This window comes from Streptomyces sp. NPDC005483, assembly GCF_040606035.1.
Taxonomy (GTDB): domain Bacteria; phylum Actinomycetota; class Actinomycetes; order Streptomycetales; family Streptomycetaceae; genus Streptomyces.
In genome coordinates this window covers 103,770-118,895 of record NZ_JBEXEA010000026.1, presented here as the reverse complement: position 1 = coordinate 118,895, position 15,126 = coordinate 103,770, and the positions used below count along the sequence as shown (strand labels likewise).

The 15,126-nt window shown below is 70.1% G+C and carries 13 protein-coding genes; 6 read left to right on the top strand and 7 right to left on the bottom strand.

Features of this window, described 5'->3' with window-relative positions; translation table 11 throughout:
* From ABZT06_RS37025 to glgB, 4 genes are all read left to right on the top strand, one after another.
* Positions 1-520: alpha-glucosidase C-terminal domain-containing protein (locus ABZT06_RS37025; protein ID WP_355751454.1), on the top strand; the 520-nt coding region annotated here is incomplete at its 5' end.
* Complete coding sequence (gene treS / locus ABZT06_RS37020) at positions 517-2,217, top strand: maltose alpha-D-glucosyltransferase (RefSeq protein ID WP_355751452.1); 1,701 nt, start codon at positions 517-519, stop codon at positions 2,215-2,217. The genes ABZT06_RS37025 and treS, both read left to right, overlap by 4 nt.
* A 95-nt stretch (positions 2,218-2,312) precedes the next feature.
* Positions 2,313-3,701 (top strand): maltokinase, encoded by a 1,389-nt coding sequence (locus tag ABZT06_RS37015; RefSeq protein ID WP_355751450.1) that lies wholly within the window; start codon positions 2,313-2,315, stop codon positions 3,699-3,701.
* Positions 3,702-3,734: 33 nt separating this feature from the next.
* Positions 3,735-6,503 carry a 1,4-alpha-glucan branching enzyme gene (gene glgB / locus ABZT06_RS37010; RefSeq protein ID WP_355751448.1) on the top strand — a complete coding sequence of 923 codons (2,769 nt, stop codon included), beginning with the start codon at positions 3,735-3,737 and terminating at the stop codon, positions 6,501-6,503.
* Positions 6,504-6,737: 234 nt separating this feature from the next.
* Here the strand turns inward: glgB and ABZT06_RS37005 are convergent, their stop codons facing one another.
* The 5 genes from ABZT06_RS37005 to ABZT06_RS36985 all read right to left on the bottom strand — a co-directional run bounded on the left by ABZT06_RS37005 (position 6,738) and on the right by ABZT06_RS36985 (position 11,896).
* The gene (locus ABZT06_RS37005) at positions 6,738-8,126 is read right to left on the bottom strand and encodes a cytochrome (protein WP_355751466.1); all 1,389 of its coding nucleotides are present in this window, start codon (positions 8,124-8,126) and stop codon (positions 6,738-6,740) included.
* A 54-nt stretch (positions 8,127-8,180) separates the two neighbouring features.
* Positions 8,181-10,469, bottom strand: a complete 2,289-nt coding sequence (locus tag ABZT06_RS37000) for a UvrD-helicase domain-containing protein (protein ID WP_355751465.1) — start codon at positions 10,467-10,469, stop codon at positions 8,181-8,183.
* 131 nt (positions 10,470-10,600) lie between these two features.
* Positions 10,601-10,933, bottom strand: coding sequence for a thioredoxin domain-containing protein (locus ABZT06_RS36995; RefSeq protein WP_355751446.1), 333 nt, complete (start codon positions 10,931-10,933; stop codon positions 10,601-10,603).
* Positions 10,930-11,358, bottom strand: coding sequence for a MerR family transcriptional regulator (locus ABZT06_RS36990; RefSeq protein ID WP_355751444.1), 429 nt, complete (start codon positions 11,356-11,358; stop codon positions 10,930-10,932). Before ABZT06_RS36990 ends, ABZT06_RS36995 begins: the two co-directional genes overlap by 4 nt.
* A 28-nt stretch (positions 11,359-11,386) precedes the next feature.
* On the bottom strand, positions 11,387-11,896 hold the full coding sequence (locus ABZT06_RS36985; RefSeq protein ID WP_355751442.1) for an Lrp/AsnC family transcriptional regulator: 510 nt from the start codon (positions 11,894-11,896) through the stop codon (positions 11,387-11,389).
* Positions 11,897-11,941: 45 nt separating this feature from the next.
* Between ABZT06_RS36985 and ABZT06_RS36980 the strand changes: the two genes are divergently transcribed.
* A complete protein-coding gene (locus tag ABZT06_RS36980; RefSeq protein WP_355751440.1) occupies positions 11,942-12,853 on the top strand; it encodes an NAD-dependent epimerase/dehydratase family protein in 912 nt (303 codons plus the stop codon).
* A 45-nt stretch (positions 12,854-12,898) separates the two neighbouring features.
* Here ABZT06_RS36980 and ABZT06_RS36975 read toward each other — a convergent pair whose 3' ends face one another.
* Complete coding sequence (locus ABZT06_RS36975) at positions 12,899-13,492, bottom strand: dihydrofolate reductase family protein (RefSeq protein WP_355751438.1); 594 nt, start codon at positions 13,490-13,492, stop codon at positions 12,899-12,901.
* A gap of 67 nt (positions 13,493-13,559) precedes the next feature.
* Here ABZT06_RS36975 and ABZT06_RS36970 point away from each other — a divergent pair, with 67 nt between their 5' ends.
* Positions 13,560-14,138 carry a TetR family transcriptional regulator gene (locus ABZT06_RS36970; protein ID WP_355751436.1) on the top strand — a complete coding sequence of 193 codons (579 nt, stop codon included), beginning with the start codon at positions 13,560-13,562 and terminating at the stop codon, positions 14,136-14,138.
* Between the two features lie 182 nt (positions 14,139-14,320).
* On the opposite strand, the gene ABZT06_RS36965 is transcribed toward ABZT06_RS36970, so the two are convergent.
* Positions 14,321-15,118 (bottom strand): DUF2127 domain-containing protein, encoded by a 798-nt coding sequence (locus tag ABZT06_RS36965; RefSeq protein ID WP_355751434.1) that lies wholly within the window; start codon positions 15,116-15,118, stop codon positions 14,321-14,323.
* Positions 15,119-15,126 lie beyond the last annotated feature (8 nt).

The following is a 15,126-nucleotide window of genomic DNA, read 5'->3' as shown; positions in this document are numbered from 1 at the left end:
CGGCTACGAACTCGCCGAGAACACCCCGCTGCGCGAGGGCAGCGAGGAATACCTCGACTCGGAGAAGTACCAGCTCAAGGCCCGCGACTGGGACAGAGAGGACAGCCTGGCCCCCCTGATCACCCAGCTCAACACCATCAGGCGGGACAACCCGGCCCTACGGCAGTTGCGCGACCTGCACTTCCACCACGCGGACAAGGACGAGGTGATCGCGTACGCGAAGCGGAGCGGCTCGAACACGGTTCTGGTGGTCGTGAACCTCGATCCGCACCACACCCAGGAGGCAACGGTCTCGTTGGACATGCCGCAACTCGGCCTGGAATGGCACGAGTCGGTGCCGGTGCGCGACGAGCTCACCGGTGAGACCTATCACTGGGGCAGGGCGAACTACGTGCGACTTCAGCCCGGCGGGGCACATGTCCTCGTGGTCGGCTGGGAATCCGGGGGTCACCCCCCGGGTGAGCACAGCACCGTCCTGCGACCGTCCACCCCGCAGATCGGAGGGTCACCCACAACATGATCGTCAACGAGCCCGTCCACGACACCTTCGAGGACACCCCCGCCAAGGACCGCGACCCGGACTGGTTCAAGCGGGCCGTCTTCTACGAGGTCCTCGTCCGCTCCTTCCAGGACAGCAACGGCGACGGCGTCGGCGACCTCAAGGGCCTGACCGCCAAACTCGACTACCTCCAGTGGCTGGGCGTCGACTGCCTGTGGCTGCCGCCGTTCTTCAAGTCACCGCTCAGGGACGGCGGCTACGACGTCTCGGACTACACCGCCGTCCTGCCGGAGTTCGGTGACCTCGCCGACTTCGTGGAGTTCGTCGACGCCGCCCATCAGCGCGGCATGCGCGTGATCATCGACTTCGTCATGAACCACACCAGCGACCAGCACCCGTGGTTCCAGGAGTCCCGCAAAGACCCCGACGGCCCCTACGGCGACTACTACGTGTGGGCGGACGACGACAAGCAGTTCCAGGACGCCCGGATCATCTTCGTCGACACCGAGGCCTCCAACTGGACCTTCGACCCGGTCCGCAAGCAGTACTTCTGGCACCGCTTCTTCTCCCACCAGCCGGACCTCAACTACGAGAACCCGGCCGTCCAGGAGGAGATGATCTCCGCCCTGCGGTTCTGGCTGGACCTGGGCATCGACGGCTTCCGTCTCGACGCCGTGCCGTACCTGTACCAGGAGGAAGGCACCAACTGCGAAAACCTTCCGGCAACCCACGAGTTCCTCAAGCGGGTCCGCAAGGAGATCGACGCCTCCTACCCGGACACGGTGATCCTGGCGGAGGCCAACCAGTGGCCGGAGGACGTCGTCGACTACTTCGGCGACTACGAGTCCGGCGGCGACGAATGCCACATGGCCTTCCACTTCCCGGTCATGCCCCGCATCTTCATGGCGGTCCGCCGCGAGTCCCGCTACCCGGTCTCCGAGATCCTCGCCAAGACCCCGGCCATCCCGCAGAACTGCCAGTGGGGCATCTTCCTGCGCAACCACGACGAGCTCACCCTCGAAATGGTCACCGACGAGGAACGCGACTACATGTGGGCCGAGTACGCGAAGGACCCGCGTATGCGCGCCAACATCGGCATCCGCCGCCGGCTCGCCCCGCTGCTGGACAACGACCGCAACCAGATCGAGCTGTTCACCGCCCTGCTCCTGTCCCTGCCCGGCTCGCCGATCCTCTACTACGGCGACGAGATCGGCATGGGCGACAACATCTGGCTCGGCGACCGGGACGCCGTACGCACCCCGATGCAGTGGACACCGGACCGTAACGCAGGCTTTTCCTCCTGTGACCCCGGGCGGCTCTATCTGCCGACCATCATGGACCCGGTCCACGGCTACCAGGTCACCAACGTCGAGGCGTCGATGGCGTCGCCCTCTTCGTTGCTGCACTGGACCCGCCGGATGATCGAGATCCGCAAGCAGAACGCCGCCTTCGGCCTCGGCTCGTACACCGAGCTCCCGTCGTCGAACCCGGCGGTGATCGCGTTCCTGAGGGAGTACGAGGACGACCTGGTCCTGTGCGTGCACAACTTCTCCCGGTTCGCGCAGCCGACGGAACTGGACCTGAGCGCCTTCAGCGGACGGCACCCGGTCGAGCTGTTCGGCGGGGTGCGGTTCCCGGCCATCGGCGAGCTGCCCTACTTGCTGACGCTCGGCGGGCACGGGTTCTACTGGTTCCGGCTCCGCAAGGACGCCGCGTAGCCGACGAGGATCGGGCGGGGCGGTTTCCACTGCTCCGCCCGGGGCACGCATCAGTAACACCCCGACCAGCCAGCCCGGGGAAAGGACGCCACCCCATGTCGGAAGCCGTCACCCGTACCGCCACGACAAGTCCAGGCCTCCTCGCCTCGCTTGATCCACTCCTGCGGGAGTGGCTGCCACGGCAGCGCTGGTTCGCGGGCAAGGGGCGCCCGGTCACCGGGTTCTCCCTGGTGGCGGTCACCGAGCTGCTGCCGCCCACCGCGAAGCTCGGCCTGTACCACCTGCTGGTCCGTGCCCACCAGCCGCTCACCGTGGGTGCACCGCCGCACCCCGGGGACTGCTACCAGCTGCTGATAGGCGTGCGCGAGGCGCTGCCGCCCCGGCTGGCGCCCGCGCTGATCGGCCATGTCGAGGAGGGGCCGCTCACCGGCCGTACCGTGTACGACGCCCTCCACGACCCGCTGCCCGCCGAACTGCTCCTGGAGGCCATCCGCACCGGGACCCGGATCGGCGGGCTGTGTTTCGAGCGGGATCCGGACCAGGAGATCCGGGAGGGTCTGGTGGCCCGGGTGATGACCGCCGAGCAGTCGAACTCGTCGATCGTCTACGGAGATACGTTCATCCTGAAACTCCTGCGCCGCGTCGTGCCCGGTGTCAACCCCGACCTGGAGCTGCCGCTGGCGCTGGCCCGCGAGGGCTGCCCCCGGGTCCCCGCGCCGACGGGGTGGCTGCGGGCGGAGCTGGCGGGAGAGCCGTACACCCTCGGAGTGCTCCAGCCCTTCGTGCAGGGCGCCTCGGACGGCTGGGAGCTGGCCCTGCGGGAACTCGCCAAGGGTGAGGACTTCAGTGCCGAGGCGCACGCTCTCGGGCGGGCCACCGCCGAGGTGCACACCGCGCTCGCCCGGGCGCTACCGACCGTGACGCTCGGCCACCAGCAGTTGCAACCGCTGGTCGACGGCATGATCGAGCGGCTGGAGGCGGCCGTACAGGCGGTCCCCGCGCTGCGGCCGCACGCGCCCGGCCTGCGCTCCGCGTTCACCGCGCTGGGCGATCTCGCCGCCGAGGGCGGCACCTGGACCGCGCAGCGCATCCACGGCGACCTCCACCTCGGCCAGTGCCTGCGCTCGGCCGCCGGGCACTGGTCGCTGATCGACTTCGAGGGCGAGCCGTCCAAGCCGCTCTCCGAACGCCGGCTGCCGCAGCCCACGGCCCGGGACGTCGCCGGGATGCTGCGCTCCTTCGACTACGCGGCACACTCGACCGACCTGCCGGTACCGGGCTGGACCGAGGCGTGCCGGGCCGCGTACTGCTCCGGGTACGCCGAGGTCAGCGGCGTGGACCCGCGGACCGATCCGGTGCTGCTGCGCGCCTACGAGATAGACAAGGCGATCTACGAGGTCGTCTACGAGGCCCGGCACCGCCCGGACTGGCTGCAGGTGCCGATGGCCGCGGTGGCGCGGTACGCGTCGACCGACCTGATCTGACCCGACCTGACCTTCGCCGAGGAGGCTCCGCCAGTGACCCCCCGCCCCACCCCCAGCGGTTCGGACCCGAAGAAGACTGCGAAGAAGAAGGTCGCGGAGAAAGCGGTGACCAAGAAGGCCTCGGCGCAGAAGGCGGAACCGGTGGCCAAGAAGGCGGCCGCGAAGAAGGCCGGCACCGGGAAGACGGCTGCGGCCACGACTGCGGGCAGGGCTGCTGCGGGTACCGCCGCCGCGGCCGGTGCGGCGGCTGCCGAGACGGCCGGAGCCGCGAAAGCCGGCGCCAGGAAGGTCGGCGCCGGGACGGCCGGTGTCGTGAAGGCCGTTGCCAAGAAGGTCGCCGCCGAAACGGCCGGAGCCGCGAAAGCGGGCGCCAAGAAGGCCGGTACCGAGAAGGCCGGCGCCGAGAAAGCCGTAGCCAAGAAGGCCGTAGCCAAGAAGGCGTTGGTCAGGGAGGCGGGCGTCGACAAACCCGTCGTGAAGAAGGCCGCCGCCAAGAAGGCCACGGCGAAGAAGGCTCCGGCGAAGAAGAGCCCGGCCAAGAAGGTGACCGCCAAGAGGACCGCGGCGCCGAAGGTGGCCGACGAGCATCCCGTGGTGGAGCCGGTCCCGGCCGCATCACCGGAGGTACCCGCCGGCGACCGGGAGCGGCTGCTCTCCGGCACCCACCACGACCCGCACGGGGTGCTCGGCGCCCACCCGGTCCCCGGCGGAGTGGCCTTCCGGGTGTTCCGCCCGTACGCCCGTGGCGTCACGGTCGTGGCCGGGGACGTGCGGGCCGAACTGCATGACGACGGCGACGGTTTCTTCTCCACCCTGCTGCCGATGTCGGAGGTCCCCTCCTACCGGCTGCTCGTGGCGTACGAGGAGACGGCCCAGGACACCGAGGACGCGTACGCCTTCCTGCCCGCGCTCGGCGACCTCGACCTGCATCTGCTCGGTGAGGGCCGGCACGAGCAGCTGTGGACGGCGCTGGGCGCGCAGCCCATGACCCACCAGGGCGTGACGGGAACCCGCTTCACGGTGTGGGCGCCGAACGCACGCGGTGTGCGGGTGGCCGGCACCTTCAACTTCTGGGATCCCTCCGCGTTCGCGATGCGCTCGCTCGGCGCCACCGGGGTGTGGGAGCTGTTCGTGCCCGGTGTCGGCGAGGGCGAGCTGTACAAGTTCGAGATCACCCGCCCCGACGGCTCCAAGACCCTGCGCGCGGACCCGCTGGCCCGCCGCACGGAGGTCCCGCCCAACACCTCCTCGATCATCCACGCCTCGCACCACGAGTGGGGGGACGGGGAATGGCTGGCCCGCCGCGCGGAGGGCGCCCCCGCGCACGAGGCCCCCTTCTCGGTCTACGAGATCCATCTCCCGTCCTGGCGCCCGGGTCTGACGTACCGTCAGCTCGCGGAGCAACTGCCCGCCTACGTCAAGGACATGGGCTTCACCCACGTCGAGCTGATGCCGGTCGCCGAGCACCCCTTCGGCGGCTCCTGGGGCTACCAGGTCACCGGCTTCTACGCGCCGACCTCCCGGCTCGGCACCCCCGACGACTTCAAGTACCTCGTCGACGCGCTCCACCAGGCCGGCATCGGCGTACTGATGGACTGGGTGCCGGCCCACTTCCCGCGCGACGACTGGGCGCTCGCCGAGTTCGACGGCCGCACCCTGTACGAACACGAGGACCCGCTGCGCGCTGCCCACCCCGACTGGGGCACGCTGGAGTTCGACTACGGCCGCCGGGAGGTCCGCAACTTCCTGGTCGCGAACGCCGTGTACTGGTGCGAGGAGTTCCACATCGACGGCCTGCGCGTCGACGCGGTCGCCTCGATGCTCTACCTCGACTACTCGCGCGAGCCGGGTCAGTGGGTTCCGAACGTGCACGGCGGCCGGGAGAACCTGGACGCGGTGGACTTCCTCCAGGAGATGAACGCGACGGTGTACCGGCGCGTCCCGGGCGTGGTGACGATCGCGGAGGAGTCCACGGCCTGGGACGGCGTGACGCGCGCGACGCACCACATGGGCCCCGGGGGCTTCGGCGGCCTCGGATTCGGCCTGAAGTGGAACATGGGCTGGATGCACGACTCGCTGGACTACATGGCCCACGAACCCGTGCACCGCAAGTACCACCACCACGAGATGACGTTCTCGATGGTGTACGCGTACAGCGAGAACTACGTGCTGCCGATCTCCCACGACGAGGTCGTCCACGGCAAACGCTCACTGGTGTCGAAGATGCCGGGCGACTGGTGGCAGCAGCGGGCCAATCTCCGCGCCTACCTCGCCTTCATGTGGGCGCACCCCGGCAAGCAACTCCTCTTCATGGGCCAGGAGTTCGCCCAGGGCGCGGAGTGGTCGGAGGCGCACGGGCCCGACTGGTGGCTCCTGGACCCGGCGTACGGCGCGGAGGCCGACCACCGGGGCGTGCGCGACCTGGTCCGCGACCTGAACGTCGTCTACCGCCACACCCCGGCCCTGTGGCAGCGCGACACGGACCCCTCGGGCTTCCAGTGGATCGTGGGCGACGCGTCCGAGGACAACGTCTTTGCGTTCCTCCGCCACGACGCGGAGGGCTCCCCCCTCCTCGCGGTGACCAACCTCTCCCCCGTGGTCCGCCCCGGATACCGCCTGGGCGCCCCGGACGACGTCCCGGCCTGGCTGGAGACCCTGAACACGGACACGGCGAGGTACGGCGGCGGTGACATCACCAACCCGGACGTCGTGAAACCGGACCCCACCCCCTGGCACGGCCGTCCGGCCAGCATCCAGGTGACCCTGCCGCCGCTGGCCACGGTGTGGCTGCGACCGGCGTAGGGGCGTAGGGGGCATGTCTGGTGCCGGACGGGCTGTATTCAGCCCGTCCGGCGTTCGAGGACGAGGCCGTTCAGGCCGATGGGGGTCTGGGGGCGCAGCCCCCAGGGGGCGGGGCCGAATGGGGCGGGGCCGAATGGGGCGGGGCCGAATGGGGCGGGGCCGAAGGGGGCGGGGTCGAAGGGGCAGCACGCCCCTGGGGACGGGACGGGTAGGGGCGGCGGGGGCGAAGAACTCTCAGCGGCCGACGAACATCAGCTTGCGCAGGATCGCCAGCAACCCACGGGGTTCATGCTCCGTCGCCGCGGCCACCGACGGGGGCTTACGCCGGGGCACAGCAGACGCCCCTGCCCCCAACTCATACCGAACCGGCAGCAACCGCAACCCCCGCACCACCGGCCCCGACCGCCACGGCAACTGGTCCGGCGGCAGGGTCAGCTCGGCGTGGACGAAGTGATCCAGCACCCTCCCCACCGCGGTCGCCACGATCATCCCGCCCAACTCCCGCGCCGCACTGGGACACTGATGCGACCCCGCCCCCCATCCCAGATGCGCCCGCGTGGACACCGTCGCCCCCACCAGGTGCGAGGAACTGATCGCCAGCAGGTCGCGATGGGCGGACGCGGCGGACGGGGACACCGCGTCCCCCGCCCGCACCCACACCTCCCCCAGCCGCACGTCGCGCGCCGCGAACCGGAAGCACATGTTGGCCACCGGAGGATTCGCCAGCGCCGCCCGGTTGACCGTCTCTCCCAACTGCCCCGCCGACAGGCTGCGCCGGACCGTCGCGTTCCCGCGCAGCACCTCCAGCAGGGTGTTGAGCACCATGTTCCCGGTGATGTCGTTCAGGTACACGGCGTTCATGAACAGCTCCCGCCCGAGCTGCTCATCGCTCAGCGACGGATCCGCGAGCAGCATGTAGGAGGTGAGGTCGTCCCCCGGCAGGGCCCTGCGGTGAGCGGCGAGCCGGGTGAACGCCCCCAGCGCACGCGCCGTCGCCGGCCCCGAGTCCGGTCCCCCGTCCAGCATCCGCCACAGGTCCATGACCAGCTCGTCGCCCAACTCCACAGGACAGCCGAACAACTTGGTCGTGACCATCAGCAGCAGGGGCCGTGTGTACTGCGCCCCGAGATCCGCGAAACCCACGGTCCCCGACTCCGCGGCCAGCATCCCGACCAGCTCGTCGGCGTACCGCGCGACAGCGGCCCGCAGCTCCCACCCCTCCGGACTCCGCGCGTCCTGGAAGGGGCTCAGCGCCGAGTGATGGGTGCGCCGGGCCGCCAGATGCTCCTCGTCGTCCACGAACATCATCTGCCGTACCTCGTAACCGGCCAGCAGCGGCCAGTCCCGCGGCAGCCGCCCCTCGGCCCGCGCCCGCCAGTACCGGACGTCCCGCCGCCACAGGTTCTCGTTCCGCAGCACCTCGGTGACCTCGGTGTACCCGAGGACCAGCCACACCGGCACCCCCATCAGACCGACCGGCGCGACCGGACCGTAGGTGCTGCGCAGCCGTTCGTACACCGCGCCGGGGTCGACGTCGAACTCGGCGGTGAGCAGCGGCTCGACGGGCAGCGACCCAAGTGCGGGGCCGCCGGCCGGCGGGGTCGCGTGGGAGTGGGCTTCCATACGCACACGCATACCGCACCGGCCGTGCACACGCAGTGACCATGGCGTGAACTGTTACGCCCCGGTGATCTGTGGGACGGATGTGTCGACCAGCGCCTTCGGCAGCCGGCCCGTGTGCAGCACCCCCAGCCGCTGGGTCGCCCGGGTCAGCGCCACATACAGGTCGCTCGTGCCGTACAGTCCCGGCTCGACCACGAGCACGGAGTCGAATTCGAGCCCCTTCGACTGCCGGGGGTCCAGGAGTACGACGGTCCGCGTCAGGTCCGGTTCCGCGCCCGCCGTCACCCCGTCGAGGCGGGCCGCCAGCCTGCGGTGCAGATGGCGGGGGGCGATGACCGCAAGCCGCCCCTCGGCGGGGGTCAGCTCCTTCACCGCCTGGGCGACCGCGTCGGGCAGGTCGTCGGTGGCGCGCACCCAGGGCCGTACGCCGGTGGAACGGACCGAACTCGGGGGCTCGAAACCGGGATCCTCGGCGCGCACCACCGCCGCGGCGAGTTCCATGATCTCGGCCGGGGTGCGGTAGTTGACGCCCAGCCGGGCGTGCTCCCAGCGGTCCTGGACGTACGGCTCCAGGATCTCCTGCCACGAGCCCACCCCCGCCGCCTCCGCGGTCTGCGCCGGGTCGCCGACCAGGGTCATCGAGCGGGTGGGGCTGCGCCGCATGAGCAACCGCCAGGCCATCGGGGACAGTTCCTGCGCCTCGTCGACGATGATGTGCCCGAAGGCCCAGGTACGGTCGGCCGCCGCGCGCTCGGCGGCGCTGCGGTGGTCGTCCTCCTCCTGACGTTCGGCGAACCGCTCGGCGTCGATGATGTCGTGCGCGGACAGGACCTCCGAGTCCTCCTCGTCCTTGTCGTCGAACTCGTAGGTCCGCGAGGCGTACGACACGTCCAGCACACCCTGTGCGTACGCGACCTGGGACTCGCGCTCGCGCTCGGCCCGGGCGCGCGCCAACCGCTCGTCCACACCGAGGAGTTCGGCCGCCTCGTCGAGCAGGGGCACGTCCGCCACCGTCCAGCCCCGGGTCACCGGGCGGCGGATGGCGGCCGCATCCTCGTCGGGGAGGTGGCCGACCGGGTCGGCCAGGAAGTCGGCGACCAGTCGCTGCGGGGTCAGGCGGGGCCACAACTGGTCGATGGCGGCCCAGACCTCGGGGTTCTCGGCGAGTTCGTCGCGGATCTGCGTGATGTCGCTCGGGTCCAGCAGGTTCGTCCCGTCGAACGGGTCCGTGCCGATGCGTTCGGCGACCATGTCGGTGAGCGTGTTGAGGATGTGGCCCTCGAAGTGCTCACGGGCCACGTTGTGCGGCAGCCGGGCGGCGCGGGTCTTCTCACGGGCGACCTTGACCAGGCCGTCGTCGAGCATGAGGATCTCGCGGTCGTGCTCGATCGCGATCACCGGGTCGGGCAGCGCCTGCCAGTCGCGTACGACATCGGCGAGGACGTCCGCCATGGCCGCGCGCCCCTTCACCGCGGCCGCGGCGCGGCTGTCGGTCGCCGTCGCCCTCACCCCGGGGAAGAGCTCCCCGACCGTCGCGAGGAGCACACCGGTCTCGCCCAGCGAGGGCAGCACCTCGCCGATGTAGCCGAGGAAGGCGGGGTTGGGGCCGACGATCAGCACGGCCCGCTTGGCCAGCAGCTCCCGGTGTTCGTACAGGAGATACGCGGCCCGGTGCAGGGCGACGGCGGTCTTGCCGGTGCCCGGGCCGCCCTCGACCACCAGGACCCCGCGGTGGGGGGCGCGGATGATCTCGTCCTGCTCGGCCTGGATGGTCTGCACGATGTCGCTCATACGGCCGGTGCGCGCGGAGTTGAGCGCGGCGAGCAGGACGGCGTCGCCGGTCGGGTCCTCGTGGCCGGTGCGTTCCTGGTCGCCGAGGTCGAGGATCTCGTCGTGCAGGTCGGTCACCCGGCGGCCCTCGGTGCCGATGTGCCGGCGGCGGCGCAGGCCCATCGGGGTGTGGCCGGTGGCCAGGTAGAAGGGGCGGGCGACGTCGGCCCGCCAGTCGATGAGGATCGGGGTGCGTTCGGCGTCCTCGGTGCGCAGTCCGATCCGGCCGATGCGGTGGACGGTGCCCGAGGTGAGGTCGATCCGGCCGAAGCAGAGCGAGCCGTCGACCGCGTTCAGCGCGGCCAGCAGCCCGGAGCGCTCGGCGACCAGGATGTCCCGCTCCAGGCGGGCCTGCATGGGGGTGTTGCCCTGGGCGAGCGCGTCCGTGACGGAGGTCTCGGTGTCGCCGCGCAGGGCGTCCACATGTGCGTACAGCCCGTCGATGAATTCCTGTTCCTGCCGCAATTCATCGTCCGGAAAGCCGGTGTTTGACAATTCCACTCCCGCCCGGATATACTCTGCTCACTGAGCTTCTTTGCGACTCACGCTTTATAGGCACAGCCGTGAAGTCACGAATCATTCAATATACGCAAAGAAATCCCCCGGGCGCAATCGCCCGGGGGATTTCTCTGTATTGCGTCAGCTCACAGGACGTCCGTCAGCTCCTCCAGCAGCCGCCGCTTGGGCCGCGCGCCCACCATCGAGCGCACGGCCTCCCCGCCCCGGAACACCATGAAGGTCGGCATGGACAGCACCTTGTAGGCGTTCGTGGTCAGCGGATTGGTGTCGACGTCCAGCTGCACCACCTTGAGCCGGTCGCCCTCCTGGGCGGCAAGCGCCGTGAGCACCGGCCCCATCTGCCGGCACGGTGGGCACCAGTCGGCGGTGAACTCCACCAGCACCGGCAGCTCCGAACCGAGCACCTCCGTCCCGAAGTCCGCGTCCGTCACCTCGGCCACACCCGCTGCCCTGATCACCTGTGGTCCCCTCCCAGTTCGCACACCGGCTCCGGACCGCCCGGAACCTCCGCGTCGGCGGCCAGCCCGTCACGCGCCCGCTCGGCCCGCTCCAACTGCTGCCCGACCTGGGCGCGCACGGCCTGCAACTCACCGATCAGCGCGTCCAGTTCACCGAGCTTGCGCCGGTAGACCGCGAGCGAGGCGGGGCACGAGTCGCCCTCGGGATGACCGGCCCGTAGACACTCCACGAACGGCCGCGTCTCCTCCAGGTCGAACCCGAAGTCCTGGAGCGTCCGGATCTGCCGGAGCAGCTTCAGGTCCTCCTCGTCGTAGGTCCGGTAGCCGTTGTGGCCGCGCCGCGCGGGCAGCAGACCCCGCGCCTCGTAGTAGCGCAGCGTCCGCGTCGTGGTCCCGGCCCGTGCGGCCAGCTCGCCGATTCGCATGCCACGAACGTAGTCCTTGACGCCGACGTCAAGGCAAGAGCGGTTTGCGCTGCACCGGAGAGGTCAGCACGATCGACGTGGTGGTGCGGCCGAGGGCGGAGACCTCCTCGAGGACCTCCTCCAGGTGGACCGTGTCGCGGACGGCGACCTTGACGATCCAGCAGTCCTCGCCGACCACGTGGTGCACCTCGGTGATCTCGGGGCGTTCCATCAGCTCCAGGGTCCTTGGGTGCTTCAGGTTGTAGCCACCGTGCGGGCTGACCCGGATGAACGCCTGGATGCCGTAGCCGAGCCGGGCCGGGACCACATGGGCGCCGTAGCCGCTGACCACGCCCGCCGCCTCCAGCCGCCGCACGCGCTCGGTGACCGCCGCCGGACTCAGCCGCACCCGGCGGCCCAGCTCGCTGAGCTTGATCCGGCCGTCGGTCTGGAGGAGGTCCAGGATCTGCCGGTCCAGCGCGTCGAAGGCCACCGAGGTTTCGTCGGCAGCCGCGCGCAGATGCCGTGGTTCTTTCGGTGTCGTCACCTGAACTCCCATGGTTCCCCCTTCACTACGCGGATGGACGCCAGGAGAATTATGGTCATGCAAACCCCACGAGAGGTACTGGTCATCGGTGGCAGCCGCTATTTCGGCAAGCGGCTGATCGCTCGTCTGCTGGCCGCCGGCGACCGGGTCACGGTCCTCAACCGGGGCTCCTCCCCGCCCCCTCCCGGGGCGGTTCACCTGGTCGCCGACCGCGACGACGAAAGCTCCCTGCGCGGCGTCCTGGGCTCCCGCGGCTTCGACGTCGTCGTCGACCAGGTCTGCTACACCCCGCGCCAGGCGGCGATCGCCCGTCGCGTCCTCGCCGGCCGCACCCGGCGCTATGTGATGACCTCGACGGTGGAGGTGTACGAGTACGAGGACTCGATCGCCCTCGTACGGGAGGACGCCGTCGACCCGACGACCGTACCCGTCGATTTCGGGCTTCCCTGGGACGACCCCGCATTCCTCGACTCCCATTACGGCGAGGGAAAGCGGCAGGCGGAATCCGTTTTCTCGACCGAGTCCGCATTTCCCTTCACGGCCGTCCGCGTGGCCCACGTCCTCGGCGGGGACGACGACTTCACCGGGCGGCTCGTCCACTACGCCGACCGCATCAGCACGGGTGAGCCCATCGCCGTCCCGGTCGACAACCGGCCCGCCACCTACATCCACGTCGAGGAGATCGCCGACTTCCTCGCCTGGACGGTGGGCCAGGACTTCACCGGGCCGGTGAACGCGGCCTCCCGCGGGCTGCTGGGCACGGAGGAGTTGTGCAGGGCGGTGGCCGCGCACCTCCCCGGGGGGAAGGCCGTCTTCCGGCCAGCCGAGCTGGGCGAGGTCTCGCCGTTCTCCTTCGCCCGCTCCTACGGCATGGACAATGCCCGCGCCACCCGGCTCGGGTTCACCTTCGGCGACGTACGGCATTGGCTCCCTCGGGCCGTGACCGAGACGCTCGGGAAGAACGCCTGAGACGCGGTACCGCGCCCTCGGCGGTGTGCGGGCGGGTAGGACGGCCTAGCGGCGGGTGAGGCGGGTGAGAGTGACACCGTTGGGGAAGGTGGTGCGCTCGGCGACGTCGAAGACGGTGGGGTCGAAGGCACCGTCGACCATGGAGATTCCACTGCCGGCAACGACCGGATAGGTCTTGATCAGCAGCTCGTCGATCTCGGACAACAGGGTGCCCGCGAGCCGGCCGCCTCCGCAGAGCCAGATGTCCAGGCCGGTCCCCACGTCGCCCTTGAGGTCGCGAACGAGGGCGAGCGGGTCGCCCGGCACGACGGTGACGGCGGGGTCGGTGTCCGGCTTGAGGGTGCTGGACACCACGTACTGGCGCAGGTGCGCGTAGGGGCTGGTGATGCCGTTGTCGAGGGCAGGGCGGTAGGCACCGAGGCCCATGACGACAGTGTCGAAACGCCGGTTGGGCGCGTCGGTGACACCGGCGGCCGCGCGGTAGGCGGTCGGGACGGTCTCCGGGTACAGCGCGTTCATCCAGGACGAGTAGGCGGTGGCCTGCTGCTCGTCGCCCGGCGGAAAGAAGTCGAACTCGCCGCCGGGGCCAGCGATGCGACCGTCGAGTGAGGCGCCGATGTAGTACACGAGCTTTCGCATAGAGACCCCATACGTAGTACTCTGTCTGAAGTGGTTTGAACGTAGTACTACACATGGAGTGGTGTCAATGGTGAGACGGAACGATCAGCGGCGCGCGGCCCTCGTTGACGCGGCGATCGAGGTGCTGGCGCGGGAAGGCGCACGTGGCCTGACTTTCCGGGCCGTTGACGCTGAGGCCGCCGTTCCCGTCGGCACGGCGTCCAACTACTTCGCCAGCCGCGACGACCTTTTCACTCAGACAGGCGCTCGGGTTTACGAGCGACTGCAGCCCGACGAGGTCACGATCGCCCGCCAGCAGGCGGCCGGCCGCGACCGGGAGACCTACGCCGAACTGATGCGCGAGCTCGTCGGCCGTATCGCCTCCTTCCGCACCGGTTACCTCGCGCTGCTGGAACTTCGCCTCGAGGCCACCCGCCGCCCCGAACTGCGCAAGGTCCTCACTGAGCGAGTCCGAGCCGATGTCGACGCCAACGTCGCCTATCACGAGGCTTCCGGCCTCCCTGGCGACGCGACGGCCGTCAAGCTGCTCATCCTGACGCTGAACTGGCTGATCGTTGAGCAGCTCACCCTGCCGGACGTGTTCACGGAGGCAGAGCGTGAAGAACTGGTGACGGCCGCAGTGGAACGCATCGTGGCGGCGGAGTAGACGACTCGTCGCTGGAAATGACGCCATCAGGCTGCAGTGGAAGTGGACCGGACTCGGAGTGTGCGCCCCCGGTCCGTCCACTCATCCGAAAGAAACGGCCTGGGCCGAGGGCTTCGACCTCTGTTCCGTGAGGCCCGCCCGCGGCCCGGCCTCACGCGCCCACCGCCGCGCCCGGAACGACCTCAGGGGTGCCGGGGCCCCTGACCTGACGCGCTGAACTCACGCAGCCCGCCGGCCTCCTGGACCTCCAGCAGCGACGCGCTGTGCCGTTCCTCCTCGAAGGCACGGTGACCGCCGCGCAGGCCGAACAGGCGCTTGGCCAGGAGGATGTAGAGGACGGCGAGGATGTTGAGGAACAGCGTGGCGATCTTCAACCAGCTGATGCGCTCGGTGAGTTCGTAGATCTCCAGCGGGAGGAACGCGGCGGTCGCGACCACCGTCAGGTACTCCGCCCAGCGCTTGGCGTACCAGAGACCGACCGCCTCGACGAGCTCGATGAGGGCGTACGCCAGCAGCAGCACGGCCACGAGGACCAGGGTGTTGTGCTTGTACCCGAACGTCTTCTGGACGGTGTCGACGATCGGTGAGTGGTCGAGGTCGTAGTGGAAGTGCCGGAACACCGGCCTGAAGACGTCCAGATACTCGTCGAAGAGCCGGCGCACCGCGTCCTGGCTGTTGCTGAACTTCCACACCGCCACCGCGGCCAGCACGATGAAGACCCCGCGCACCGCCCGCTCGATCGCGAGGAAACGCAGCACGAACAGGTCCCTGAGCACCTTGCCGCGCGGCACCAGGGGCGCGTGGTCCGCGGGTCCCGAGCCGTGCGGCTCACCGAGGGCGAAGTCGCCGCAGCGCAGGCAGCGCCACGCCCCGCCCAGGGCGGTCTCGGCATGCAGCCGCTCCCTGAGGCGGGGTTCGTCCGGCGCGTACGTCACATGGCCGCGGCGCGCACAGGTCCGCCGGTCCCAGTCGATCTTCATCCCCCGTG